Here is a 24,255-nt window from a genome sequence, read left to right on the forward strand (position 1 = left end):
GGAAAATAATATGATAAAAAATTTTCTTTCATCCATTGTAGTAAGCTTGTTTTTGATCCTTCTTGTGATTTTGTGCAGTGAAAATGATAAAGAAGAAAGCAGACATGAGCCTCAAAATACATGGTTTTATATGCCGACACAGAAAGAAGTAGAATATGAAGGATATTTTTATCCATATAGCTATCGGGATATTTGGCAGGATATCAGTTTGCATATAAAAGAACTGAAATCCTTTCAAAATGGCAGCTTATATGCTTTAGAACTGGATCAGCTGAATGTGACAGATCCGTTCGATCAATTCGCGTTGGGGAGAGAATATCTGGGATATTACTATGTTACGTCTGAGGATATTTATTATATGCCGTCAGACACTGGTGGGTATACGGAGGAGAAAAATGAGATCATAATTTCCGGTCTGGAATCAGATGAGGATTTATTTTTAAAAGAGTGGACGATTGTCTGCTGTGAAAACGGAACGGCTGATGTAGTGGATGATGCCGGATATCATGCATTTGTAGAAGCAGATGGAGAAAAAAGGATCTTTCGTTATTATAATGATTATTTTTACGGTTCAAAAGATTATTTATTGATGGTTTGGGAAAAGGGAAAAGGAATTGTTTATTATATGCATGGAAATGGTCAAAAAAACATGCATGTGGAATTTGGAACAGACTTGAAAAAACAGCAGAAAGAAGATTATGGGTATCCATATAAATTGTTTCATTAACTCTGTAAGAAGTACGGGAAGTGTTTGCACAACATGATTATGATGAACGAAGGGCAAAAGAAGCAGAGGTGTTTATCAATGGCTATCAGTAGGATGAGAAGATATGCAAAGGTGATAGCGTTTTTGACCATATGTACGGTCGGCATATCAGGATGCGGGAGAGAAAGAGGTGCAGCAGAATTACCATTTTTTGGGACATGGTACATTGAAAAGGTGGCGGTCATTTCAGAAATGTATACAGGAACAACCAAAGATGGAGTGGCGGAAGAGGATTTATATGATTCCGAAGATTTTGTCGGATATGAGCTGGAGTATACTGCAGATTATTTCCGGATAGGGGAAAATACATACACGGATCCTGAATACGGTATGTTTTTTGAAGACATTTTTACTGTGAACGATGGGGGCAGATTTTGGCCACATGTGTGTGATTTTATGGAGGAAGAGGGGATTGACTGGCATGATGATAAATATTACGGTCAAAGAGACGGCATGGAACTGCATTTACGGGTTCATATAGATTTTGAGGAAACGGTGTTTTATGAAACGTATGATTTTATTCCGGTGGGAACACTCTTTACACTTTTGAATGAGGACACTATGCTCGTAGAATTTTGGGGAAAGACGCTTTTGGCGCGGAGAGTTGCGTAACCGTTGTAAAAGCAGTCTAAAATATGGCTTTTAGGAGGGAGGTATTTATAAATGATTAGGTGCAAAATAAGAAAACACACAAAGGCGGTGGCAGTTCTGATCTTATGTGTAGCCGTATGTATCATTCTTATGGCAGCATTTGGCGGAGAAAGGAAAATTCCGTTTTTTGGGACATGGCGTATTGAAAGAGAGGTAATCATTCCGGAGCTGACTCCGGAATTAACATCGGGAATGCCTTTAGAAGAAGCGATGTTCGTTACCACAGACTTTATCGGATATGAACTGGAGTATACCGGAGAATATTACCGTGAGGGAGAACCAACTTCCCGCTATCCTTATAACCCTGTATTGCAGGAACGGACAGCTGAAGACCCACATTACGCCATAAAATATATAACGCTGTCGGAGTTTAATCATTGGGGAATCCTTCAGCCGTATCTCGAACAACTGATTGAGGAGGAAGGAATTAAAATCAATAACATGGAGGATTATGATGAAGAGGAGACATTGCTCTTGCAGGTCAGACACCGGCTATGGGGACATGAGGAGCTGGAGAAAAAATGTACGCTTTTGAACGATGATATGATGCTCATAGAAGATCGGGGAAGGATTTTCTTTGCACGACGGGAAGGGTGGATGTCATGACAGGGGAGAGCAGGTCGATGGAACAAAATGTACTGGAGCGGTCTGGACTTATGAAAGATTTTTTGTCTGAAAAAATAAACGGGTTGAAAAGGGAACGGTTAAAAGAGATCAGGGAAAAATTTGAAAGCAATGTCGGAAATGTGCGAAAGCAGTTTGAGAGTGTTCTAGGGGCGATCACGTCAGAGGCAGAGCAGGAGATTATTGTGATATCTTACCTGCGCGCAAGTTACATCACAGAAACCCATGAGTTTTATGTGGGCGTCTATAAGGGAGAACCTTTTGTAGAAGAAATAAAGCATGGTTTTATTAGTGTCAAACCTTTGCTGGGAAATGTAGAAAAGGATTTCGTGGAGCTGGATCAGGCACTGGAAAGAGAGTTTTTCCGTTTGATTGCAGCAGAGAAAGAGGAGATTCACCGTTGGTATATGGAACAATTGTACCAGGAGTTTGGTACGGTATGGAGATTCAAAGGAAAGAATATTTATTTTGGCGGATTTATGGATGAGATAAGCTTGATTGGAGACGGATAGCAGAGAGGGGAATGAAAAATCTATGAAATATTAATTTGTTAATAGTATCGTTAGATGAAGAGGCAATTGATGAAAAGGAATAAACTAATATTTAATAGTACCATAGCTTTTATTCTGTTAATTACAGTTATCTTGTGCGAGGAATGGTCTAAAAAAAAGAGTGAGATGATAGATCAGACATCGTTTTTCTTTGATTATGGAACTGAGACGGTAGCGTTTGAGGCGGAGTTCGCAAGCACCCCTTTTGGAGAGTATGAACAAGTACAGATACAAGTGGAACAGGTGGAGCAGTGGGAAAACGGTATTTTGTATACAATGATGATAGAGAGTGATACAGAGGATGACAGCAGATATTTTTACGGCAGGGATAGATTTTTTCTTGGATATTTTTATGTATCGGAAGATAAAATTTACCGAATAGATGAGAATAAGATGGAGGAAGTCAATATAAAAAATGAGGAGGATTTCATCGCAAGAGGGACGGTAGTCTGTCAGGAGATGGGGAAAGAGGATTCACTGAAGGAAGAAAAGGGGTGGCACGAGGAGATTATGGTAGAGGGAACAGTGTGTACCTATCGCAGTTATAATGATCTTACAGAAACAGGATATTATGAGAGGTTTGTTTGGGAAAAGGGGAAAGGTCTGATAGAATATAAGAGTGGATTCGGTGCAGAAAGAGATCGAATTTATCTGTGGAGAGAGACATGAAAAAAGTAGCGAAGAAGGGTTGGTGCATAACAGCCGCAGTGATGGCAGTGTCGGTGATAGTTTGCATATTCTGTTTTGTGAGATGGGAGCGGAAAAGTTCGGATCTCTCCTTTCAGTTTGAGGAAACGACTTATACGTATGAAGATGAATATTACGACGTGGACAAGCTTGTATATCTGCAGATGGTTGGAAGCAGAGATAAGGAAAAGGAAAGAAAAATCAATCAGCTGCTCGAAGATGATAGAAAAAAAGTGATGGAAATGGAACCACCTGATTTGTATCCTGATGATGGGTGGGAATATGGTTTTCATGGCTTGCGACACCATTCTCAATATACCACAGGAGGTTTTTCTTTTTTATCCTCACCGTTTCCAACTATTCCATTCTCCCCAGCATAGCTGGGGGATTAGACTTTTCATTTAAGTGACATCGAGTACGAAGATGATAATGCTGAAGATGAAGATAAAACTGATAAACCAGCTACAGTGGAAAAATTGGTAGATGGTGTAACGAAGCAATTTATAAAAGATGAGAGACTGAAATATTACCCTAGAGGTATGAATCTGTATTCTTCCAGTCGAGGAATGAAAAAGCCAGTAGTGGAAGAACTGACAAATAAAGAAGTTATGGCTCGTGTGGGAGATGCCAAGCTGGTGTATCGTGAGACTTATTCCATCGGTGCTGACAAGAAAGGCAATCTGGTAGATAAACGGTATTATAAGAAAGTCTAAAAAGCGGTAATCTGTTTCGGGATTTTATTCAGAATGGCAGTATTCAAACGCCATATGTACTGGATGCAGACGGAAACGTACAGAATGATTACCAGTATGATGCGTTTGGTCAATGTGTCGCAGGACAGGAAAACATCCCGAACCGTCTAAGGTATAATGCACAGATCGAGGATGACTTGACGGGACTTTACTATCTGCGTGCGCGATATTACAATACAGGTATCGGACGGTTCACGCAGGAAGATGTAATCTATAATGAGGGACTGAATCTGTATGCGTACTGTAGCAGTAATCCGGTAATGTATGCGGATCCGAGTGGGTATAAATATCATAAGAATCAGGGGAACCTTAATTCATGTGTGACCACTAAATCGGCTGCGGAGAATAGTAAGAGTGGTAGTAAGGGTGGTACAGATGTAAGAAATAGACAAGGAAGACCAGTTTTGGCGACGGAAAAAACTTTAGATATGGCATTGGATCCTGAAACATATGCAAATACCATAGCAGAAAAATACGGAATAAATTTGAGAGGATCAGGTCAGAGCATAACTATCAAATATAATGCAGATCTAAGGCCAGGCATATATGGAAGAACAACAGCTGCCAATCCATATGTTATAGAGATTGGATCAGATGCTTTGGTGAGTGAAGAAGAACTTGCAAATACAATTGCACATGAATTAAACCATGCGCGTGATTTTATAAGAGGTGGCATTGCGCCTGAATCTTCAGCATATAGTTCTGGTAATGCATTATCAGATTACATTATGGGAGGAAGATAAATGTGGAAAGATAATGATGATAAAATTATGGGGATTTTGGATAGTATTGAAACTCAAAATAAAGGATGCTTTCCAGTAGTTTGCCCTATTTGTGGGGAAAAGGATGGACATCTATATTTTCACAGAAATAGAGATGGAGATGAAAAAGGAAGTATGTGGGTATGGTGCGGTAAATGCTATCATTTTGCACATGCTTTGTGCCGTCTGCCTAAATGGTGGAAAAATCTGGATAAAATAAATTTTGAAGAGTTAACAAGCTATCCTAATCATTTGGAAGAAAATAAGTTTTGTATTGATGAATGGATAAATAAACTGAATGCTTTATATAATCATTGAAAAATAAAATTATGAAAAGTTGTAGAATATTTATTTTGACTTATGCTGCGAGTCTGTGAAACTTTTTCTGTAAATAGGTATTAGCTGATAGGTCTTCTATGATAAAATCTAAATCATAGGAGGCCTATTATTATGGCAAGAGAAGCTCTAGTTTTTTAACCTGATCTGTATCAATAGTGTAGCCTTTGATGGCTTCGATGATTTCATCAGACTTGGATTTAGCCCCTTTCTTTATGAGTTTGCGAACAGCTTTTTCATCCATGGAATCGGCAGTATGCTCCAATAGATAAGAGATGATTTCAGTTGCTGTCTTGCCAAAAGGATCAGAAAGAACACTGGCAATGCCGACATTGGAAATGGTCATACAGTTCTGGATGCGATTCTTCTCGGAAGACTTCATGCAGACCAGCTTGAAACGGTATCTGGAAAGTTCCCTAAGCTGACGAAAATCTTTTGGAGGAATAAAGGAACATCTGACAAGATCAAATTTGCAGAGGTCAGCAATCCATTTAGAATCCTTTTTGTCCGTTTTCTTGCCTTTAATGGCTTTGACATACTTCGGATGTGTAAGGCAGACATCAATGTCATTTTCGAGATAATTAAAAATAGGAATCCAATACTTTCCGGTGGATTCCATACAAACATGATAGCAATTATTCTCGATAAGCCAGATGTGAAACTTTTGAATATCCGAATTGATAGTTGAAAAGGATTTTTGCTTATATTCAGATATTCCGTCTTTATTGGTAGTTACGATGGTTGCAACGATAACATTTTTGTGGACATCAAGTCCACAGCAGATGGAGTATTTTAACTTCATCATAAGTATCACCACCTTAATAAAAAGGGAATGTCAAGTAAAAGAATGTAGGGGATAAACTGTCTGTATTGACACAGAGGGCATTTCTTGTCTGCGCCTATGGAGGGTTGATAGAACCTATTTCGTCAGGTCAGGAAGAAGAATAGGAGAAGGCTTATGGCAGAAGGAATACAAAAGAAAATTGAATATGCCGATTTACAATTTATCAGCGCTTTTGCCATGGGAAAAATTCTTGATTTTCAGACATGGGAAATACCGGGGGAGCATGCCAGAGGAAATTTTCGGCTTCTGCTGTCAGAAAATGAGACAGGCATAAACGGCATGAATGAGCCCATTCAGCTTTGTGGACATGGAAATACCGCAGGAGCGTTGTTCTGCGGATATCCGGAAAAGGTGGAAATCAAAGAAGAAGGCAGATACAGGATTGCAGATGTACAGGCTGTATCTGGAACAATTCTGTTAGACCAGAAAAAATGCAACCGGGTATTTCAGAAAAAAGCACAGACCTATATGGGGATTGCCAATACCGTAACAGCAGACACCGAGCACAGCGCCTGTATATTGCCGGGCAGTGATATGCAGACAGGGGGAACGTTGATACAGTATCAGGAAACGGACTGGAACTTCCTGAAAAGAATGGCATCCCAGCTTGGACTTCCGTTAGTGCCAGACATCAGCTATTATTATCCCCGTTTTTACCTTGGTCTGCCGGAAGGGGAGAAAAAGGAACTGGGAGAAATCCTGTCCTGCGATATGTGCTTCGATGGGCGTTATTATGCAGTCAGTGGAAAATGCCTTGTTAATAGGTGAGATTTCATTTGTTATGATGTTGTTACGAGGACAAGCCTGTCGCTGGGGGACAGGGTAACATGTGAATGAAGGGAGCTGCTTGTTTCTCGGAAAAAAACAGAACTGGCAGGAGGGGAGGTCATCTTTACATACCGCCTTGCGGGAAACAGTTATACGTGGGTTCCATGGGAGGATAACCCGGACTATACGGGGATGTCATTTGTCGGATTCATTGTCGGAACGCAGGGGGAGCAGGTAGAAGTAGCATTTGATATTGATAAAAGTGCGGCAGGTGGAAACAGTTATGGATTTGCTCCGGCGACAGGAAACCTGATGTACTGTATGCCGCAGAAGGGAACAAAAACCGCATTATATATAGGAAATGGAGATGAGGCACAGGGAATAGCGACAGGGTGCATCCGTACCAATGGAAGCACCTGTGAAGGAACGGGAAGTCCAGAGAAGAAAAGTTTCCGGTCAGAGCATGGCAAAGGAATGGACCTGTATCCGCAGAGCATGGGATTAGATGGCGGGGAGACAGGAAAGATTACGTTTGAGGATGAAACAGGAACCACCATAGAAAGTAATGGCGGACTGGTTCTGATGGCAAAAGAGGGAATCCGGTTGGAGAGTATGACCGGGATTGTCATGCAGGGAATGTCGGATATCATGGCACTGTATTCAGAAGGAGCATCCAGTCTTTGTGTGAATGGCAGTGTGGACATGCTTGGCATGAGAACAGGTCTGGCGGGAACGGTATATCAGGGGTATGATCCATATGAGGATGCACCTCAGAAGGGTGAATTTGACTGGGGCGGATTTGCAAGAAATCTTGTAATGGGTCTTGCGGTAGGAGCCGCCTGCATAGCTTTGGCTGTATTTTTGCCGGGAATAGGAACTGTTGCTGCAGGAGCACTATTTGGTGCAGGAATGGGGGCAATTTCAGCATCAGTAGCCGGGGCAGTAAGCGATTATTCCAGTGGAAATGTGCGAAGTCTTGGAGAAGCCACAAAAGATATGGTAATTTCAATGATTACCGGAGCGATTACCGGAGCAATCGGCGCAGCATTTCCGGCAATGAAGTGGTTTGGAGAAGGGCTAATAGATGTAGGAAGTGGCATATTGACCAGAGGAATGTATGCCCTTTTGAATCCGGATATGTCTACGGAGGAAAAGTTAGCGTATGTGTTTGACCTGAAACAGATGGGAGTAGACTTTATTACTGGTGTGGCAATGCACTTTGCGTTTAAAGGTGTTTCGGCGGTAAGGGAGAAGTTGCCTTGGAATAAGGGTGGTTCATATTCTGTTGGAGATGCTACATTTATGGATTCTGATGATAGTTTTTTTAGGTATATTCAGAAACGAGCAGATGTTGATGCCAATGGATATTATGATATTATAGCACATGGTACTCCCAATGGAATACAAATCACTCATAATGGTCAACATATGATTGTTGATCATAGAACCGCGGCAAGATTAATTCAAAATGCAGATGGATATAATGGTCAAGGAATTAGATTATTATCTTGCAATACAGGTGCTCTGGATGATGGATTTGCACAAAACTTAGCAAATCAACTTAATGTGGAGGTTTACGCACCAACAAATTATTTATGGGCGACACAAGATGGAAATTATTTTGTGGCAGGAATGACAAATCAAAAAGGTCCTAATATGAGCGAATTGGGCATATTTAAATTATTTATACCAGGAGGAAGCCAATAAAATGCTATGTGAAAAATGTAAAACAAATATGATTCATGTTTGTGAGAATTCAGTACAAGGATGGTCATGTCCGGTTTGTGGGTGGGGAACATTAACAACATATATTGATAAAATACATCAAGATATGACAGAATATAGTATATGTACAAAAAGTATTACGAATATTGATAAAGATAAAATCAAGGTAATTTCCAAAATAGCAGGAGTTAATTATATGTAAGTACGTAATCATTCGTATCTGTCAGCAACTATATTTTTCTGATACACTCTTTTCATAACAAAGAAAGGAAACTGTATCATTATGAAAACAGATGAAAAAATCACGCTGTGGTCTGAACGAATCCATGAATTTCAATTCAGTGGGCAGACTTGCAAAACATGGTGTCAGGAACATCACGTTCCAGTCTCTACAATGAATTATTGGATGCGCAAGCTGAAAAAATTGGACGAACAATCAGATACAGATATGATTTTTGCAAAAATGCCAACGGAAAAAGAGATTTCAAAGAATGAGACTTTGAATATCAGCCCGTCTCCAGTCCGCATTTTTATCACAAACGCTATTCGGATTGAAGTGATGCCTGAATGCCCGCCGGAATTTTTTCGTGTTCTGATCCAGGGGCTGAAAGATCATGCTTGATCTGGCAGGTGGCACAACCGTTTACCTTGCCTGTGGAGCTACCGATCTGAGAAAAAGCTATCACGGACTGGCTGCAATTATCAAGCTAAAATTCAAACTTGATCCCTATTCGCGCTGCATGTTTGCGTTCTGCAACCGCAGGCGGACTTCTATTAAGATTCTGCAATGGGACGGATCCGGTTTCTGGATTCTGATGAAGAGGCTTGACAAAGATTCCTTTCACTGGCCGGATACTCCGGATGAATTACAGAAAGTGACCCTGAAAGAGATGCATTGGCTGTGTGATGGTCTTTCACTTACTCCGAAGGGAGCTTTTGAAGAAAGACATCCAAAGATTGTTGTATAAAGAACGGATTTGTCAATTCGCAAAAAGCACGAAATACTCGTGGATATCGGTATATATTCCTACACAGTAAAACGTTGATTTTTCTCGAACAGCTGGACTTTCTATGCTATACTGGAATTATCATATAAGAGTTTGGAGATTGCCGGATGGATCCGTTTTTTACAGAGGAACAGCTGAATAACATGAGCCGTGAAAACATGATGGAAGTTATGCGAATCATGCAGAATCAGGTTCAAAAAAAAGAGACCGAGGTACAGCTTCTGAAAGACAAGCAGAAAGAACTGGAATTTATGAACGCAATGCTTTCAGACCGTCTTGCGCTTGCACAAAGAAGACGTTTCGGTTCTTCCAGTGAAAAATACGCAGATGGATATGAACAGATGGATCTGTTTAATGAGGCTGAAGTCAATGCAGATATGGATACTGCTGAGATTGATGCAGTTTACGACGCCCAGCGGTCTCCATTCTGTTTTAGAACGGCCGTTTTCCGAAGCCAACGGCCGCCCATTTTTAGTTAAAAGATCACCACTTATCGTGTGTTGATCTTGATAGTGTAGTGCTTTGTGGCTCTCTTCATAATGGAATTAGCAGATACCTCATCGTTGAGAATCATTGCTTTCCAGTTATCCGGATCACGCTGGGAGCATACGATAGTGCTTTTTCTCTGTTCGTTCCTCTTTTCGAGCAGCTCGAACAGGATTTTTATTTCCCGTTCGTCAGTGATCGTGTGGAGCAGGAAATCATCTAGGATGATCAGTTCCCATTTGAGATACTTCTTCATCTTGCGAGCATATTTATCATAATCCTGTTCTTTAAGGGCTACCATGCTTTCCAGAAGCTCCTCGCTGTGGAAGTAACCGACGTTATACCGGTTGCAGGCCTTTATGCCGATAGCTTTGGCAAGATAAGACTTTCCAGCATCTGATTCTCCTAGAATGCAGAGATTATAGCCTCTTTCGATAAAGTCAAGGGAAAAAAGCACCTCGGTTATACCTGCAGGCAGATACTCACGCTTGTCAGAGTCCACACAATCCGCCAATTCCTCCGGAGATCCTTTCAGATGAGCTGCTGTCAGCCGATTCTTCAGTGTCGTACTGACTTTTTCCTGAAACTGCGGACCAATCAGTTCTGCAATAAGCGTGAGACGATCCATCTCTAAAAAGCCGGGTCTGTGATACAGATCATCTAAGGTGGCTGCCATTGTTGAAAGTTTAAGCTCATTCAGTTCATCGACAAGCTCGTTCATGAGAGCGGTTCCTGTAAGCATCAGTCATCCACCTCCTCGCGCATCTGATCAGCAAGGGCTCTGCTGCGAGATAAAAGGGTGTCTATACTGGAAGCTTCCGGCGGCATTACATACCCGCCGCGTACCGGTTCTTTCTTTACCGATGTGGAATGATGGTATCCCGCCTCTCCGAGATCGTCTGCTACAACAGATATCGTATTCTTGATGAAGGTGTATTTCTGCTTATTCAGAGCAATCGCCTGCTTACAGCACTCTTCAAGAGCCTTATTACTGTACTTCTTTGTAAAGTTCAGAATACCCAGGCACATACGATAGGTCTGTACTTCATATGGTCTGGATTTGAGAATCGTACGAATAACAGTCTCTGTATTCTTGCCAATGAGCTGCGCTTTCTGGATAAAGTAAGGAGCATTCCACTGGGTAAACCCTTTATAGTTGTCCGGCAGGTGATCAGGATTTGTTGACCACTGACCTTTACGGGTTGCCCTTGGCCATTCGCAAAGGAACTCTCCGGTAAGAGAATAAATACGAACAACAGTTGAAGATGCCTTAATAGATACTTTCTTATGCAAAAACGCTTTATCTACGCTATAATAAGCATTGTCAAAGCGTACGTGGAAGTCACTTGACACCTTTGCCGTTTTTCTCTCCATGTACTCGTAATGCATGGAGGGGAGCGGCATCAATTCAAGTTTCTCTTCTTCCCAATAATAGTATCTATTGTGTTCTTTCTTCTTGAATGGTTCTTTATTCAGAGCCTCCAGTTCCTTCCAAAGATCCTTATTAAACTGTTCCAGTGAGAAATACTGGCGTTCTTCAAGTTTGTGGAAGAAGCCCTTCTCGAGAATGCCTACTGCGTTTTCTACAGAACTTTTAAACTTCGGCTTACGAACCTTCGCTGGAAGAATAACGGTGCCATAGTGGTCAGCCCAATCAGCATAATCTTTGTTTAGTTCAGGTTCAATCCAGTCTTGATTAACGACAACAGCCTGTTTGCAGTTATCACAGACTACTAATGCAGGAACTCCACCAAAGTAATCCAAGGCATGATTGTTGACATCAATCCACTGTGGTTCCTTTGTTGAGAGCATTCCTTCTGCATAGATATACTGTGAATAAGGCAGGATAGCTACAAAAACGACGATGGTCATAATCTCACCGGTAAGAGGATCTGTCATGGAGAACGTCTGTCCAGCAAAGTCAACTTCCATCTTTTGTGCGATAACAGCATCAAAGTGGGCGGTCTCATAATTCTCTTCGCACCACTTGTTGTAGAGCTCACAATACTGACTGTATTGATAGAAACGAGCGCCTTCTTCTTCGCACTTTTTCTTATAGCGGTTCCAAAGAAACATGAGTGTCATGTTTTTACGGGTAGCCATAAGCTTGGCAGCATCTTCATAATCAGGTAACTCGATGTTCTCATTTCGTCCTCCTGATCCAGGTACAGCTCCATACACCTTCAGGGCAATACCATAGTTAGTGATGCCTGCTGGTAATGGATAGCTCAGATCTTCGCACTTCTTGAATGCTCTCAAGAAGTCATTAACACCAGACTTGCTGAAACCAGCCTGACGAGCTATTTCGCTACCGGACATTGATAGCGCGTAGTGTTTGATGATGATGTCCTTGTAATCCAACTGCATACATTATCCTCCTTAAAATGATGTATTCACCATCCTTGGGATGGTTACTATCATTATAAGGATTAGATTACACAGACTGGTAGCAATTCGGCTGTTCAAAAACGGAATGCGACCGTTTCGCTCCGCAAATCCGGCCGTTTAGCTTCGCAATATGCAGATTGAAGAGGAAATCGTGATTCCATCGCACAAACGGAAAAAACGCACCGGCAAAAAAGAAGAAGATCTCTCTAATTTCGAAGTAACAGAAACAATCGAATATAAACTGACCGGCGAAGACCGCTATTGTCCGGACTGTGGAACAAAGTATAAAGTCGTCACAAAAGAAGTCGTAAAACGACTGAAATTCATCCCCTCCACCTTTGAAGTGGTTGAAGAAGTAACCTATGTATACAGTTGTCCAAAATGTGGTGCTATGATCCGGCCGGAAAAAGAGTTTCCGCTGATCAAGGGAAGCATTGCTACACCTTCGCTGGTTGCCGGAATCATGAATGCAAAGTATGTCAATGGCATGCCGCTGGCAAGACAGGAACGGGAATTCGCAAGGTATGACTTAAATCTTTCAACAAAAACAATGGCAAACTGGATCATCAGCTGTGCAGACCGGTATCTGGGACTGCTTTATGGGCAGATGAAGGAAGAATTCCTAAAGAGCAGATACATCCATTGCGATGAAACCAGGATCCAGGTGATTGATGAACCGGATCAGAAAGGATCATCTCAAAACTGGATGTGGGTATATCTGACAGATCATTACAGTGAATCCCCACAGATGGTTCTCTTTGATTATGAGAGAACGCGTGCCGGATATCACCCGGTAAACTTCCTTGGAGATACATTTCATGGATATCTGACGTGTGATGGATACCAGGCGTATCATGGACTGAACGATTCCATTACCGTAACAGGATGCTTTACCCATGCGAGACGCCGTTTTGATGCTGCGCTCACGGCATTAAAAAAGGATTTCACAAAGGAGCAGCTGAAAGAAACAGTTGCATATCAGGCAATGACGAGGATCGGAATCCTGTATAAAGTAGAGGAACTGATCAAAGATAAGACACTGGAAGAACGGTATCAGGAACGCCAGAAGCAGTCGCGTCCAGTAGTGGAAGCTCTGTTTGAATGGCTGCATTCGATGGAAGATTCTGTAGACAGATCTTCCCTTATTGGTGATGCCATTTTATATACGCTGAATCAGGAAAACTATCTTCGCAGGTACTTGGATGACGGGCATCTGAGCATTGATAATAATAGTGCGGAGCGTGCAATCAAAAATTTTGCAGTAGGCCGCCGGAATTGGCTGTTTGCCAAGAGTATCCGTGGTGCAGATGCCAGTGCTGTTGTTTATAGTATCGCAGAAACAGCCCTGCTGAATGGTCTGAAGCCGTATGTATATCTTTCCTATGTATTAGACGAGCTTCGTAAAATGGGACCTTTTCCAAAGCCGGATGATCTAAATCGGCTTTTGCCATGGTCAAATGAATTACCGGAAGGATTTCGAACCAAAAAGAAGAAATAAAATGTGCCGCCCTGATGGGCGGCATGTTTTTTAAAAAGGCAAGGTACAGATGATTACGTACTTACAGAGTATCCGTGGTGCAGATGCCAGTGCTGTTGTTTATAGTATCGCAGAAACAGCCCTGCTGAATGGTCTGAAGCCGTATGTATATCTTTCCTATGTATTAGACGAGCTTCGTAAAATGGGACCTTTTCCAAAGCCGGATGATCTAAATCGGCTTTTGCCATGGTCAAATGAATTACCGGAAGGATTTCGAACCAAAAAGAAGAAATAAAATGTGCCGCCCTGATGGGCGGCATGTTTTTTAAAAAGGCAAGGTACAGATGATTACGTACTTACGTTCCACAGTCCGGACAATAGCGGTCTTCGCCGGTCAGTTTATATTCGATTGTTTCTGTTACTTCGAAATTAGAGAGATCTTCTTCTTTTTTGCCGGTGCGTTTTTTCCGTTTGTGCGATGGAATCACGATTTCCTCTTCAATCTCAGCAGTATCCATATCTGCATTGACTTCAGCCTCATTAAACAGATCCATCTGTTCATATCCATCTGCGTATTTTTCACTGGAAGAACCGAAACGTCTTCTTTGTGCAAGCGCAAGACGGTCTGAAAGCATTGCGTTCATAAATTCCAGTTCTTTCTGCTTGTCTTTCAGAAGCTGTACCTCGGTCTCTTTTTTTGAACCTGATTCTGCATGATTCGCATAACTTCCATCATGTTTTCACGGCTCATGTTATTCAGCTGTTCCTCTGTAAAAAACGGATCCATCCGGCAATCTCCAAACTCTTATATGATAATTCCAGTATAGCATAGAAAGTCCAGCTGTTCGAGAAAAATCAACGTTTTACTGTGTAGGAATATATACCGATATCCACGAGTATTTCGTGCTTTTTGCGAATTGACAAATCCGTTCTTTATACAACAATCTTTGGATGTCTTTCTTCAAAAGCTCCCTTCGGAGTAAGTGAAAGACCATCACACAGCCAATGCATCTCTTTCAGGGTCACTTTCTGTAATTCATCCGGAGTATCCGGCCAGTGAAAGGAATCTTTGTCAAGCCTCTTCATCAGAATCCAGAAACCGGATCCGTCCCATTGCAGAATCTTAATAGAAGTCCGCCTGCGGTTGCAGAACGCAAACATGCAGCGCGAATAGGGATCAAGTTTGAATTTTAGCTTGATAATTGCAGCCAGTCCGTGATAGCTTTTTCTCAGATCGGTAGCTCCACAGGCAAGGTAAACGGTTGTGCCACCTGCCAGATCAAGCATGATCTTTCAGCCCCTGGATCAGAACACGAAAAAATTCCGGCGGGCATTCAGGCATCACTTCAATCCGAATAGCGTTTGTGATAAAAATGCGGACTGGAGACGGGCTGATATTCAAAGTCTCATTCTTTGAAATCTCTTTTTCCGTTGGCATTTTTGCAAAAATCATATCTGTATCTGATTGTTCGTCCAATTTTTTCAGCTTGCGCATCCAATAATTCATTGTAGAGACTGGAACGTGATGTTCCTGACACCATGTTTTGCAAGTCTGCCCACTGAATTGAAATTCATGGATTCGTTCAGACCACAGCGTGATTTTTTCATCTGTTTTCATAATGATACAGTTTCCTTTCTTTGTTATGAAAAGAGTGTATCAGAAAAATATAGTTGCTGACAGATACGAATGATTACGTACTTACTGTGGAACAAAGTATAAAGTCGTCACAAAAGAAGTCGTAAAACGACTGAAATTCATCCCCTCCACCTTTGAAGTGGTTGAAGAAGTAACCTATGTATACAGTTGTCCAAAATGTGGTGCTATGATCCGGCCGGAAAAAGAGTTTCCGCTGATCAAGGGAAGCATTGCTACACCTTCGCTGGTTGCCGGAATCATGAATGCAAAGTATGTCAATGGCATGCCGCTGGCAAGACAGGAACGGGAATTCGCAAGGTATGACTTAAATCTTTCAACAAAAACAATGGCAAACTGGATCATCAGCTGTGCAGACCGGTATCTGGGACTGCTTTATGGGCAGATGAAGGAAGAATTCCTAAAGAGCAGATACATCCATTGCGATGAAACCAGGATCCAGGTGATTGATGAACCGGATCAGAAAGGATCATCTCAAAACTGGATGTGGGTATATCTGACAGATCATTACAGTGAATCCCCACAGATGGTTCTCTTTGATTATGAGAGAACGCGTGCCGGATATCACCCGGTAAACTTCCTTGGAGATACATTTCATGGATATCTGACGTGTGATGGATACCAGGCGTATCATGGACTGAACGATTCCATTACCGTAACAGGATGCTTTACCCATGCGAGACGCCGTTTTGATGCTGCGCTCACGGCATTAAAAAAGGATTTCACAAAGGAGCAGCTGAAAGAAACAGTTGCATATCAGGCAATGACGAGGATCGGAATCCTGTATAAAGTAGAGGAACTGATCAAAGATAAGACACTGGAAGAACGGTATCAGGAACGCCAGAAGCAGTCGCGTCCAGTAGTGGAAGCTCTGTTTGAATGGCTGCATTCGATGGAAGATTCTGTAGACAGATCTTCCCTTATTGGTGATGCCATTTTATATACGCTGAATCAGGAAAACTATCTTCGCAGGTACTTGGATGACGGGCATCTGAGCATTGATAATAATAGTGCGGAGCGTGCAATCAAAAATTTTGCAGTAGGCCGCCGGAATTGGCTGTTTGCCAAGAGTATCCGTGGTGCAGATGCCAGTGCTGTTGTTTATAGTATCGCAGAAACAGCCCTGCTGAATGGTCTGAAGCCGTATGTATATCTTTCCTATGTATTAGACGAGCTTCGTAAAATGGGACCTTTTCCAAAGCCGGATGATCTAAATCGGCTTTTGCCATGGTCAAATGAATTACCGGAAGGATTTCGAACCAAAAAGAAGAAATAAAATGTGCCGCCCTGATGGGCGGCATGTTTTTTAAAAAGGCAAGGTACAGATGATTACGTACTTACTTTTAAAAAGAAAAATATAATAATTTGTAAACGAGTGGCAGACTAGCGTAAATCCAGTTTTGCTGCTCGTTTTTTTGTGCGCATGCTGTCGCACATTATGAAAATATATAACGCATTTTAAAGTGTGTAGCTTATCAGCGTAAGTCCAGCTTATGAGGTAAGTACACACTTTTTTTATGCAGAACAAGGAGGCTAAATCCTCTCCTCACCAAAGGGTTCGGATTTTGCTTCGCAAAACAAGGAGGCTAAATCCTCTCCTCGCCAAGGGGCTCGGATTTTGCTTCGCAAAACAAGGAGGATTATAAAATGGCAGAAAGTAACAAGATGAAGGAGATGCCAGTAAATAAGCTCATGGTTCAGATGGGAATACCGATGATCTTATCTATGGCATTGCAGGCGGTTTACAACATTGTAGACAGTGCCTTTGTTGGAAACATGAGATCAGGAAGTGAGGCGGCACTTAATGCACTTACACTGGTGTTTCCGGTTCAGATGCTCATGGTAGCAGTTGGAATCGGAACAGGTGTGGGAACAAATGCACTTCTTGCAAGAACACTTGGACAGGGAAATGGTAAAAAAGCAGCAAAAGTTGCGGGAAACAGTTTGTTTCTTGGGGTGATTATTTATGCGGTGTGTCTGTTGTTTGGATTTTTTGGAGTAAGAGCATATATTTCATCACAGACAATTGACCCTGAAGTTATTTCAATGGGAACAGATTACTTAAGAATATGCTGCGTAATTTCATTTGGAATTATTTTCTTTTCATTATTTGAAAAACTCTTACAGGCAACAGGACGTTCACTATATTCTACAATCGGTCAGGTTGTGGGTGCAGTAGTGAATATTATTCTTGATCCGATTATGATTTATGGTATTGGACCGGTTCCTGAAATGGGAGTGAAGGGAGCTGCATATGCAACTGTTATTGGACAGGTTGCGTCTGCAATATTATTGTTTGTATTTCATATGAAACTGAATAAGGAAATTGAACATGATGTAAAGTATATGAAGCCGGATAGCGGAATAATCAAGGAAATATATGCAATTGGACTTCCTGCAATTATTGCACAGGCACTTATGTCTATCATGGTATATGTGATGAATCTGATTTTGAAATTCAGTCCTTCCGCACAGACTGCATATGGATTGTTCTATAAAGTACAGCAGTTTGTATTATTCCTTGCCTTTGGGCTTAGAGATGCAATCACTCCGATTATTGCATTTGCTTATGGTATGAGAAGTAAAAAGAGAATTCAGGATGGAATCAGGTATGGACTGCTCTATACCATTGTATTAATGATTCCAGGAATTGCAATTACAGAATTTTTCCCCGGAGCTTTTGCAACTTTGTTCAATGCAGGACAGTCAAGGGAATATTTTATCGAAGCAATGAGGATAATCTCAATAAGCTTTCTGTTTGCCGGGATAAATGTTGCTTATCAGGGAATTTATCAGGCACTGGATGGCGGCATTGAATCATTGGTAATCTCTCTTCTGAGACAACTTATTATTATTCTGCCACTGGCTGGAATTTTTTCTGTGTTTGTCAGAAATGGTCAGATGGGAGTTTCCCTGATCTGGTGGGCATTCCCAATAACTGAGGTTATTTCATGTCTGGCAGGATATGTATTTTTAAAGAGAATCAGAAAGAATAAAATAGATGTTTTAAATTAAGGAGGAACCGTAAATGGCAAAAAGAATTATTACAATCAGCAGAGAGTATGGAAGCGGTGGACGTTTCATCGGTGAAGAGGTGGCAAGGAAACTTGGCATTGCATATTATGACAAGGATATCATTGGACAGATTGCAGAACAGTCAGGATTGTCACCAGAGTACATTAAAGAAAATGCAGAGTTATCTCCAAAGAAAGGTTTATTTGCATATGCCTTTGCCGGACGTGACATTACAGGAAAGTCCATAGAAGATATCGTATATGAAGCACAAAGAAAAGTTATTTTGGAGTTGGCTGGAAAGGAGCCTTGTGTAATCGTTGGAAGAAATGCTGATTACATTCTGAAAGACAGGGATGATGTGTTAAATGTGTTTATTCATGGGGATATGCCGGAAAAAACACAGCGTATCATGGGCTTATATAATGTTGAAGAGAAGGAAGCCGTCAAAATGATGGCAGACACAGATAAAAGACGTATGACAAATTATAGCTTTTACACGGAGCAGAAATGGGGAAAAGCCAGTAATTATACGTTGTGCCTGAACAGTTCACAGCTTGGATATGACAGGTGTGAGAAGATAATTATGGAATGTGGTAAATAACTGGAAGTGATAATTTTATGATGTGATATATCTGTAAAAACAGGAGGACAATAGGGAATGCCGGAATTCACTGTGAGTATAAAGGAAAAGATTCCAATGGATTTACTTATCACAAGTATATCTATATGTAAAGGTTGTCTTAAAACAAGGAGAAATTTTCCTATTGCATTTTATCAGTGCTTTAAAAGAATATCCGGGAGATGCCTGGATTAAGAAGTATATTTTTCCAGGCGGTGTTGTACCTGGCTTACGTGAAATTATGTATATTGCAGGAGATAAGAGATTTTACACGGTTGGATCAGAAAGTCTGCGCAGACATTATAATCATACGTTGTTGTATTGGAATAAAAATTTTCAAGATCATCGTCAGGAAGTAGTAGAGATGTTTGACGAACGATTTGCACGTATGTGGGAATTATACCTGTGTGCGTGTGCTGCTACTTTCATGAATGGAATTATTGATCTGCATCAGATTATTTTTACGAATGACATAAATAATGAAATTCCAATGACAAAATGGTATTAAAAAAATATAGATAATCCTGGATTGTATGTGATTTTATCATGAATAATCCAGGATTAATTATTGTAGATAGAAAATATAATAGATATTGACAAAAGAAAGATAACAATTATAATAAGTAGCGTACTACTTATACGGAGGGGCTTATGGAAACGAATATTGCTCCGGGGCTTCGATTTTCTATATTAGACAGAGAATTTAAGAAGAAACTGGAAGAACGCGCAAATCGGATGGGACTAACGGCTGTACAGTTGAGAGTACTGGGTGAATTAAGTCGCGCAGAGTCAATGGGAGCCTGTGAAATTAATCAGAAAGATTTGGAAAAAGCACTTGCTGTGACGCATCCGACAATGACTGAAATTATTAAAAGACTGGAAAAGAAAAAAGCTGTTATCTGCACGCAGAGTAAGGTTGATGCACGCTACAAAAAGATTAACTGCGCAGATGAGTATAAGAATATTCACATAGAACTTAAGAAAATGGACTGGGAGATTTTTAACAAAATCTGCGCAGGGATTCCGGAAGAAGATATACAAACATTTTTGAAAGCATCAGAAAAAATGCTTGAAAATATTGAAAAATAGTGTACTCACATGTGTGGGTACACTTTAAAAATAGATAAATAGGTAGTACACTACCTAAATGAGGATATGATGAACGAAAATAAAATGGAAACAATGCAGGTTAATAAACTGTTGATTACAATGGCGGCACCAATGGTTTTATCAATGCTGATAGGTGCTTTGTATAATGTGGTAGATAGTCTTTTTGTAAGCCACTATGGAGAGAATGCTCTATCAGCGGTATCTTTAGCTTTTCCGATACAGAATATTATTATTGCAACAGGAACCGGAATCGGTGTCGGAATTAATGCATTGCTATCCCGTTTTTTAGGCGAAAAGAAACAGAAGAAAGTAAATCAGACAGCTTTGCATGGCATTATTCTAGGCATTGGGTTTTATATACTGGTATTATTATTTGGCATTTTCTGTGTAAAAGGTTTCTATATGGTTCAAACCAATGATACTGAAATTATTTCCATGGGAGTAGATTATCTTACAGTTATCTGTGTTTTTGGATATTTTGGATTACCGGAAATGGGAACAAAAGGTGCACCAATAGCTACCGTAGTAGGACAGATTATAGCAATGTTATTAGGATTATATTTTAATCTGACAAAGAATACAGATGTACAGTTTAATTTCAAATCAATCGAATTAGAGAGCTATTATTTTAAGGGAATTTGTACTGTTGGAATTCCAACAATTATTATGCAGTCAATGTCCAGCATCATGTGTTTTGGAATCAATAAACTTCTTCTGAATTTTTCAACAACTTCAACAGCAGTATTTGGTGCATATTTCAAATTACAGACGTTTGTATATATGGCGACTTTTGGATTAAACAATGTCTTGATTCCAATTGTAGCATTTAATCTTGGAGCTAAACATGCAGACCGGATTAAGAAGGTTATCCGTCTTAGTGGGGCGTATTCAGCTTTGATTGGTCTGGTAGGGCTGATTATTATGGAAATGCTGCCAGTACAGTTAATATCAGCATTTGCACCATCAGAGGAAATGTTTTCACTTGGTGTGACGGCATTACGCATACTTGGGTTTAGTTTTGTCTTTGGAGGAGTATCTGTTATGACATGCTATGCATTACAGGGATTTTCGAGAGGAATATCCAGCTTGATAATTTCTGCATTAAGACAGGTTATTATTTTACTTCCTCTTGCATCAATTCTGGGTAAAGCGATTGGAATTAATGGAATATGGTGGAGCTTCCTAATCAGTGAAACAGTAACAGTAATTCGTAATGTCCGACACCGCTTCCAGTCATCCAATCCGCAAAAATAGAAAAAAGTGGAAAAAACTTCTTGCAATTTATTATCTTTACTGCTATACTCAGTTAAAACATAATATTCCTATATGACAAGTAGGAAATGAAAGGAGCGATACCGTGAAATTTAATACATCTTTGCTGCACGGTGCTTTTCGGGGTGAACCGCAGACAGGAGCAACATTAACACCAATTTACCAGTCGAGTGCATTTGAACAGGAATCGGCAGAACGTCTGGAAAAGATATTTCATAATCAGGCTCCGGGATTTTCCTATACGAGGATCAATAATCCGACGGTGGAAGCATTTGAGAAAAGGATGACCGTGTTAGAGGGCGGTAAATCGAGCGTTGCATGCGCATCCGGAATGGCAGCGATGTTTAATGCATTTGCAAACATCTTACAGGCGGGAGATGAGATCGTATCGAGTGCGAGCCTCTATGGTGGAAGCATTGATCTCTTCCGGGATCTTGAAGCATTTGGTATCACGACTCATTATGTCGAAAACAACGATCTCGATGCATTCTGCAAAGCGACCAACGCACACACAAGACTCTATTTTGCAGAGACACTTGGAAATCCGAGGCTGGATGTGACAGATATCAAAGCGCTGGCAAAGCTGGCACATGAGAATGGCGTACCGCTCATTATCGACAACACAGCAGCCACCGCATATCTGGTAAAACCGCTTTCACTGGGCGCAGACATTGTAGTCAATTCCACTTCGAAATACATCAATGGAAACAGCAACTCGATCAGCGGAGTTATCACAGACGGCGGAACATTTAAGTGGGATACCGAAAAATATCCGGGTATGCGTGATTTTGTAAAATTCGGACCGTTTGCCTACACTGCAAAATTGAGAAACGGACTGTTCCGCAACACCGGAGCCTGTCTCTCGCCGCAAAATGCATTTTTAAACAGCATTGGGCTTGAAACGTTAGGACTCCGCATGGAGTGTATCTGCGACAATGCAATGCAGCTTGCGGCTTATATTGAAGAAAACTATAAAGACATTACGGTAAATTATGCAGGGTTAGAGACGAGCAACTGGCATGAGATTGCAAAGAGCCAGTTTGACGGTCATTACGGCGGCATCTTTACCTTAAGGCTTGGCAGTAAGGAGCGGGCATTTGCATTTATCAATGCATTAAAATATCCGCTTAAGGTATCTAATATCGGCGATACCAAAACACTTGTCATCCATCCGGAATCGACCATCAGTGTACACAGCACGGAGGAAGAAAAGAAAGCGGGCGGTGTATTTGATGATCTGGTGCGCGTCAGCGTCGGAATCGAGGATATTGATGATCTGATCTGGGATTTTAAGCAGGCGATCGAGAGCCTTTCTTAAAAAACGAAAAAATATACCAAAGTGTTACAGTAATACTTTAAAACGGGCACTTTAAAGTGTTACAATAGAAAAGCACAGTAGAATACCAGGATATTGAAAAATCAGAAAAGATAAGGAGTGTAAAGATGGCGGGAGTTGATTATGCAGCATTAAAAAAAGGCGGATTCATGAGGCAGAAACAGAAAGGATTTTTCTCACTCAGAATCCAGGTGGTCGGAGGTAATCTGACTGCAGAAAATATTAAGACCGTGGCAGAGGTTGCGGAAAAGTACGGCAAAGGCTATGTACATATGACATCCAGACAGGGAATTGAGATACCGTTTGTCAATTTTGAGGATATCGAGGAAGTAAAAGCAGAGCTTGCAAAAGGCGGCGTGAAACCGGGTGTCTGCGGACCGAGAGTCCGTACCGTTACAGCTTGTCAGGGTTCGGAGATCTGTCCAAGCGGATGTATTGATACCTATTCACTGGCACAGGAGTTAGATGAACATTATTTTGGACGTGAACTTCCTCACAAGTTCAAGTTTGGTGTGACCGGATGCCAGAATAACTGCTTAAAGGCAGAGGAAAATGATATCGGAATCAAAGGCGGCATGGAAGTTTCCTGGGTTGAGGATAAATGTATCGGCTGCGGTGTCTGCGAAAAGGCGTGCCGTCAGGGTGCAATCAAATGTGAAGGAAACAAAGTGACGATCAACCGCGATCAGTGTAACTACTGCGGCCGCTGCGTGAAGTCCTGTCCGACGGATGCGTGGGAAGGAAACAGCGGATATCTGGTTTCCTTCGGTGGATTGTTCGGAAATCAGATCTACAAAGGGGAGCAGCTTCTCCCAATCGTACATGACAAAGAGACACTGTTCCGTGTCACCGATGCAGCGATCGCCTTTTTCAGAGATCATGCAAACCCGGGCGAGCGTTTCCGCCTGACGTTACAGCGCGTCGGCGAGGAAGAGTTCCGTAAGAAGATCAAAGAAGCCTACGAGGGAAAGTAAGGATTTCGGGCAGAAAAAACATGTATGCAGGAAAAAATTGTATATAAAAACAAATAGATATGTCACAAAAAAATATGCATGCAAGAACAAATAAGCATGTAAACAAATAGATGCAGCAAAAGCATGCATACAGAAAACAATCTGGAGCAATCAAAAATGCAGCATATATAATAAGAAGAAACAGGAGGGAAGAAATGGAAATCGCAGGAATTGCAATCGACGAAACAGTAGATATTACCGATAAAGTATGCCCGCTCACTTTCGTAAAAGCAAAGGTAGCGCTGGAGGAATTAGATGATGGCGAAGTCATTGCCATCCGCATGAACGATGGTGAGCCGGTACAGAACGTACCACGCAGTGTCAAGGAAGAGGGACATCAGATCTTAAAACTGGTGGACAATGAAGATGGAACTTATAACCTGATCGTCCGCAAGGTAGAGGGATAGGAGGAA

26 protein-coding genes and 6 pseudogenes are annotated in these 24,255 nt (G+C 41.2%); 26 read left to right on the plus strand and 6 right to left on the minus strand.

The annotated features are described in order from the left end of the window. Positions 1-10: 10 nt before the first annotated feature. From RIL182_RS01490 to RIL182_RS01525, 10 genes and pseudogenes are all read left to right on the plus strand, one after another. Positions 11-727 carry a hypothetical protein gene (locus tag RIL182_RS01490; RefSeq protein ID WP_006859528.1) on the plus strand — a complete coding sequence of 239 codons (717 nt, stop codon included), beginning with the start codon at positions 11-13 and terminating at the stop codon, positions 725-727. A gap of 78 nt (positions 728-805) precedes the next feature. Then, the gene (locus RIL182_RS01495; RefSeq protein WP_044999661.1) at positions 806-1,378 is read left to right on the plus strand and encodes a hypothetical protein; all 573 of its coding nucleotides are present in this window, start codon (positions 806-808) and stop codon (positions 1,376-1,378) included. A 51-nt stretch (positions 1,379-1,429) separates the two neighbouring features. Further along, a complete protein-coding gene (locus RIL182_RS01500; protein WP_006859526.1) occupies positions 1,430-2,023 on the plus strand; it encodes a hypothetical protein in 594 nt (197 codons plus the stop codon). A gap of 17 nt (positions 2,024-2,040) precedes the next feature. Beyond that, positions 2,041-2,553 (plus strand): hypothetical protein, encoded by a 513-nt coding sequence (locus RIL182_RS01505; protein ID WP_134522987.1) that lies wholly within the window; start codon positions 2,041-2,043, stop codon positions 2,551-2,553. A 165-nt stretch (positions 2,554-2,718) separates the two neighbouring features. Next, entirely contained in the window at positions 2,719-3,261 is a 543-nt protein-coding gene (locus RIL182_RS01510) for a hypothetical protein (protein WP_049938262.1), read from the plus strand. After that, entirely contained in the window at positions 3,258-3,659 is a 402-nt protein-coding gene (locus RIL182_RS21060; RefSeq protein WP_006859523.1) for a hypothetical protein, read from the plus strand. The genes RIL182_RS01510 and RIL182_RS21060 overlap by 4 nt, the downstream gene beginning before the upstream one ends. Before the next feature lie 87 nt (positions 3,660-3,746). Then, the gene (locus tag RIL182_RS21065) at positions 3,747-3,992 is read left to right on the plus strand and encodes a hypothetical protein (RefSeq protein WP_006859522.1); all 246 of its coding nucleotides are present in this window, start codon (positions 3,747-3,749) and stop codon (positions 3,990-3,992) included. Positions 3,993-4,051: 59 nt separating this feature from the next. Continuing rightward, positions 4,052-4,300 (plus strand): annotated as a pseudogene (locus RIL182_RS22120) (RHS repeat-associated core domain-containing protein); the annotation flags it as partial. A 159-nt stretch (positions 4,301-4,459) separates the two neighbouring features. Beyond that, entirely contained in the window at positions 4,460-4,774 is a 315-nt protein-coding gene (locus RIL182_RS21530) for a hypothetical protein (RefSeq protein ID WP_243128721.1), read from the plus strand. Further along, complete coding sequence (locus RIL182_RS01525) at positions 4,775-5,110, plus strand: hypothetical protein (protein WP_006859520.1); 336 nt, start codon at positions 4,775-4,777, stop codon at positions 5,108-5,110. A 130-nt stretch (positions 5,111-5,240) separates the two neighbouring features. Here RIL182_RS01525 and RIL182_RS01530 read toward each other — a convergent pair whose 3' ends face one another. Continuing rightward, positions 5,241-5,933 (minus strand): IS110 family transposase, encoded by a 693-nt coding sequence (locus RIL182_RS01530; protein WP_006859519.1) that lies wholly within the window; start codon positions 5,931-5,933, stop codon positions 5,241-5,243. A 153-nt stretch (positions 5,934-6,086) separates the two neighbouring features. Here RIL182_RS01530 and RIL182_RS01540 point away from each other — a divergent pair, with 153 nt between their 5' ends. From RIL182_RS01540 to RIL182_RS01570, 5 genes and pseudogenes are all read left to right on the plus strand, one after another. Continuing rightward, a complete protein-coding gene (locus RIL182_RS01540) occupies positions 6,087-6,740 on the plus strand; it encodes a hypothetical protein (RefSeq protein ID WP_006859518.1) in 654 nt (217 codons plus the stop codon). A 192-nt stretch (positions 6,741-6,932) separates the two neighbouring features. Then, positions 6,933-8,447 carry an MFS transporter gene (locus RIL182_RS01550; protein WP_134522991.1) on the plus strand — a complete coding sequence of 505 codons (1,515 nt, stop codon included), beginning with the start codon at positions 6,933-6,935 and terminating at the stop codon, positions 8,445-8,447. A 301-nt stretch (positions 8,448-8,748) separates the two neighbouring features. Then, positions 8,749-9,087 carry an IS66 family insertion sequence element accessory protein TnpA gene (tnpA, locus tag RIL182_RS01560; RefSeq protein WP_006855327.1) on the plus strand — a complete coding sequence of 113 codons (339 nt, stop codon included), beginning with the start codon at positions 8,749-8,751 and terminating at the stop codon, positions 9,085-9,087. After that, positions 9,080-9,433, plus strand: coding sequence for an IS66 family insertion sequence element accessory protein TnpB (gene tnpB / locus RIL182_RS01565; RefSeq protein WP_006855325.1), 354 nt, complete (start codon positions 9,080-9,082; stop codon positions 9,431-9,433). The genes tnpA (RIL182_RS01560) and tnpB (RIL182_RS01565) overlap by 8 nt, the downstream gene beginning before the upstream one ends. A gap of 146 nt (positions 9,434-9,579) precedes the next feature. Continuing rightward, positions 9,580-9,870 (plus strand): annotated as a pseudogene (locus tag RIL182_RS01570) (transposase domain-containing protein); the annotation flags it as partial. Positions 9,871-9,962: 92 nt separating this feature from the next. On the opposite strand, the gene RIL182_RS01575 reads toward RIL182_RS01570, so the two are convergent. Both RIL182_RS01575 and istA read right to left on the minus strand, forming a co-directional pair. Beyond that, entirely contained in the window at positions 9,963-10,700 is a 738-nt protein-coding gene (locus RIL182_RS01575) for an ATP-binding protein (RefSeq protein ID WP_006855323.1), read from the minus strand. After that, on the minus strand, positions 10,700-12,325 hold the full coding sequence (istA, locus tag RIL182_RS01580) for an IS21 family transposase (RefSeq protein ID WP_006855322.1): 1,626 nt from the start codon (positions 12,323-12,325) through the stop codon (positions 10,700-10,702). Before istA ends, RIL182_RS01575 begins: the two co-directional genes overlap by 1 nt. Before the next feature lie 163 nt (positions 12,326-12,488). Here istA and tnpC (RIL182_RS01585) point away from each other — a divergent pair. Both tnpC (RIL182_RS01585) and RIL182_RS01590 read left to right on the plus strand, forming a co-directional pair. Continuing rightward, positions 12,489-13,844: pseudogene (gene tnpC, locus RIL182_RS01585) on the plus strand (IS66 family transposase); the annotation flags it as partial. Positions 13,845-13,893: 49 nt separating this feature from the next. Continuing rightward, complete coding sequence (locus tag RIL182_RS01590; RefSeq protein WP_408638680.1) at positions 13,894-14,118, plus strand: transposase domain-containing protein; 225 nt, start codon at positions 13,894-13,896, stop codon at positions 14,116-14,118. 64 nt (positions 14,119-14,182) lie between these two features. On the opposite strand, the pseudogene RIL182_RS01595 reads toward RIL182_RS01590, so the two are convergent. The 3 genes and pseudogenes from RIL182_RS01595 to tnpA (RIL182_RS01605) form a co-directional block, all read right to left on the minus strand. After that, positions 14,183-14,610 (minus strand): annotated as a pseudogene (locus RIL182_RS01595) (transposase domain-containing protein); the annotation flags it as partial. A gap of 146 nt (positions 14,611-14,756) precedes the next feature. Beyond that, entirely contained in the window at positions 14,757-15,110 is a 354-nt protein-coding gene (gene tnpB / locus RIL182_RS01600) for an IS66 family insertion sequence element accessory protein TnpB (protein WP_006855325.1), read from the minus strand. After that, positions 15,103-15,441 (minus strand): IS66 family insertion sequence element accessory protein TnpA, encoded by a 339-nt coding sequence (tnpA, locus tag RIL182_RS01605; RefSeq protein WP_006855327.1) that lies wholly within the window; start codon positions 15,439-15,441, stop codon positions 15,103-15,105. The genes tnpB (RIL182_RS01600) and tnpA (RIL182_RS01605) overlap by 8 nt, the downstream gene beginning before the upstream one ends. Before the next feature lie 85 nt (positions 15,442-15,526). Here tnpA (RIL182_RS01605) and tnpC (RIL182_RS01610) point away from each other — a divergent pair. The 9 genes and pseudogenes from tnpC (RIL182_RS01610) to RIL182_RS01655 all read left to right on the plus strand — a co-directional run. Beyond that, positions 15,527-16,753 (plus strand): annotated as a pseudogene (gene tnpC, locus RIL182_RS01610) (IS66 family transposase); the annotation flags it as partial. Positions 16,754-17,124: 371 nt separating this feature from the next. Then, positions 17,125-18,492 carry an MATE family efflux transporter gene (locus RIL182_RS01620; RefSeq protein WP_006855318.1) on the plus strand — a complete coding sequence of 456 codons (1,368 nt, stop codon included), beginning with the start codon at positions 17,125-17,127 and terminating at the stop codon, positions 18,490-18,492. Between the two features lie 13 nt (positions 18,493-18,505). Continuing rightward, complete coding sequence (locus RIL182_RS01625) at positions 18,506-19,093, plus strand: cytidylate kinase-like family protein (protein WP_006855317.1); 588 nt, start codon at positions 18,506-18,508, stop codon at positions 19,091-19,093. 127 nt (positions 19,094-19,220) lie between these two features. Further along, positions 19,221-19,619: pseudogene (locus RIL182_RS01630) on the plus strand (class I SAM-dependent methyltransferase); the annotation flags it as partial. A gap of 143 nt (positions 19,620-19,762) precedes the next feature. Further along, positions 19,763-20,200, plus strand: a complete 438-nt coding sequence (locus tag RIL182_RS01635; RefSeq protein WP_006855315.1) for a MarR family winged helix-turn-helix transcriptional regulator — start codon at positions 19,763-19,765, stop codon at positions 20,198-20,200. A 66-nt stretch (positions 20,201-20,266) separates the two neighbouring features. Beyond that, a complete protein-coding gene (locus tag RIL182_RS01640) occupies positions 20,267-21,475 on the plus strand; it encodes an MATE family efflux transporter (RefSeq protein ID WP_006855314.1) in 1,209 nt (402 codons plus the stop codon). Between the two features lie 103 nt (positions 21,476-21,578). Beyond that, positions 21,579-22,811: an O-acetylhomoserine aminocarboxypropyltransferase/cysteine synthase family protein gene (locus RIL182_RS01645; protein ID WP_006855313.1), complete on the plus strand. Its 1,233-nt coding sequence runs from the start codon at positions 21,579-21,581 to the stop codon at positions 22,809-22,811. Between the two features lie 125 nt (positions 22,812-22,936). Further along, entirely contained in the window at positions 22,937-23,803 is an 867-nt protein-coding gene (locus RIL182_RS01650; RefSeq protein ID WP_006855312.1) for a 4Fe-4S binding protein, read from the plus strand. A gap of 194 nt (positions 23,804-23,997) precedes the next feature. After that, the gene (locus RIL182_RS01655) at positions 23,998-24,249 is read left to right on the plus strand and encodes a sulfurtransferase TusA family protein (RefSeq protein WP_022111933.1); all 252 of its coding nucleotides are present in this window, start codon (positions 23,998-24,000) and stop codon (positions 24,247-24,249) included. The last annotated feature ends 6 nt before the right edge of the window (positions 24,250-24,255 follow it).

This window comes from Roseburia intestinalis L1-82, from assembly GCF_900537995.1.
Taxonomy (GTDB): Bacteria; Bacillota; Clostridia; order Lachnospirales; family Lachnospiraceae; genus Roseburia; species Roseburia intestinalis.

Excerpts from the sequence above, each read along its gene's own strand:
- RIL182_RS01490 (WP_006859528.1), top strand. The coding sequence starts at position 11 with ATGATAAAAAATTTTCTTTCATCCATTGTAGTAAGCTTGTTTTTGATC.
- RIL182_RS01495 (WP_044999661.1), top strand. The coding sequence starts at position 806 with ATGGCTATCAGTAGGATGAGAAGATATGCAAAGGTGATAGCGTTTTTG.
- RIL182_RS01500 (WP_006859526.1), top strand. The coding sequence starts at position 1,430 with ATGATTAGGTGCAAAATAAGAAAACACACAAAGGCGGTGGCAGTTCTG.
- RIL182_RS01505 (WP_134522987.1), top strand. The coding sequence starts at position 2,041 with ATGGAACAAAATGTACTGGAGCGGTCTGGACTTATGAAAGATTTTTTG.
- RIL182_RS01510 (WP_049938262.1), top strand. The coding sequence starts at position 2,719 with ATGATAGATCAGACATCGTTTTTCTTTGATTATGGAACTGAGACGGTA.
- RIL182_RS21060 (WP_006859523.1), top strand. The coding sequence starts at position 3,258 with ATGAAAAAAGTAGCGAAGAAGGGTTGGTGCATAACAGCCGCAGTGATG.
- RIL182_RS21530 (WP_243128721.1), top strand. The coding sequence starts at position 4,460 with ATGGCATTGGATCCTGAAACATATGCAAATACCATAGCAGAAAAATAC.
- RIL182_RS01525 (WP_006859520.1), top strand. The coding sequence starts at position 4,775 with ATGTGGAAAGATAATGATGATAAAATTATGGGGATTTTGGATAGTATT.
- RIL182_RS01530 (WP_006859519.1), bottom strand. The coding sequence starts at position 5,933 with ATGATGAAGTTAAAATACTCCATCTGCTGTGGACTTGATGTCCACAAA.
- RIL182_RS01540 (WP_006859518.1), top strand. The coding sequence starts at position 6,087 with ATGGCAGAAGGAATACAAAAGAAAATTGAATATGCCGATTTACAATTT.
- RIL182_RS01550 (WP_134522991.1), top strand. The coding sequence starts at position 6,933 with ATGTCATTTGTCGGATTCATTGTCGGAACGCAGGGGGAGCAGGTAGAA.
- tnpA (WP_006855327.1), top strand. The coding sequence starts at position 8,749 with ATGAAAACAGATGAAAAAATCACGCTGTGGTCTGAACGAATCCATGAA.
- tnpB (WP_006855325.1), top strand. The coding sequence starts at position 9,080 with ATGCTTGATCTGGCAGGTGGCACAACCGTTTACCTTGCCTGTGGAGCT.
- RIL182_RS01575 (WP_006855323.1), bottom strand. The coding sequence starts at position 10,700 with ATGCTTACAGGAACCGCTCTCATGAACGAGCTTGTCGATGAACTGAAT.
- istA (WP_006855322.1), bottom strand. The coding sequence starts at position 12,325 with ATGCAGTTGGATTACAAGGACATCATCATCAAACACTACGCGCTATCA.
- RIL182_RS01590 (WP_408638680.1), top strand. The coding sequence starts at position 13,894 with ATGATTACGTACTTACAGAGTATCCGTGGTGCAGATGCCAGTGCTGTT.
- tnpB (WP_006855325.1), bottom strand. The coding sequence starts at position 15,110 with ATGCTTGATCTGGCAGGTGGCACAACCGTTTACCTTGCCTGTGGAGCT.
- tnpA (WP_006855327.1), bottom strand. The coding sequence starts at position 15,441 with ATGAAAACAGATGAAAAAATCACGCTGTGGTCTGAACGAATCCATGAA.
- RIL182_RS01620 (WP_006855318.1), top strand. The coding sequence starts at position 17,125 with ATGGCAGAAAGTAACAAGATGAAGGAGATGCCAGTAAATAAGCTCATG.
- RIL182_RS01625 (WP_006855317.1), top strand. The coding sequence starts at position 18,506 with ATGGCAAAAAGAATTATTACAATCAGCAGAGAGTATGGAAGCGGTGGA.
- RIL182_RS01635 (WP_006855315.1), top strand. The coding sequence starts at position 19,763 with ATGGAAACGAATATTGCTCCGGGGCTTCGATTTTCTATATTAGACAGA.
- RIL182_RS01640 (WP_006855314.1), top strand. The coding sequence starts at position 20,267 with ATGATGAACGAAAATAAAATGGAAACAATGCAGGTTAATAAACTGTTG.
- RIL182_RS01650 (WP_006855312.1), top strand. The coding sequence starts at position 22,937 with ATGGCGGGAGTTGATTATGCAGCATTAAAAAAAGGCGGATTCATGAGG.
- RIL182_RS01655 (WP_022111933.1), top strand. The coding sequence starts at position 23,998 with ATGGAAATCGCAGGAATTGCAATCGACGAAACAGTAGATATTACCGAT.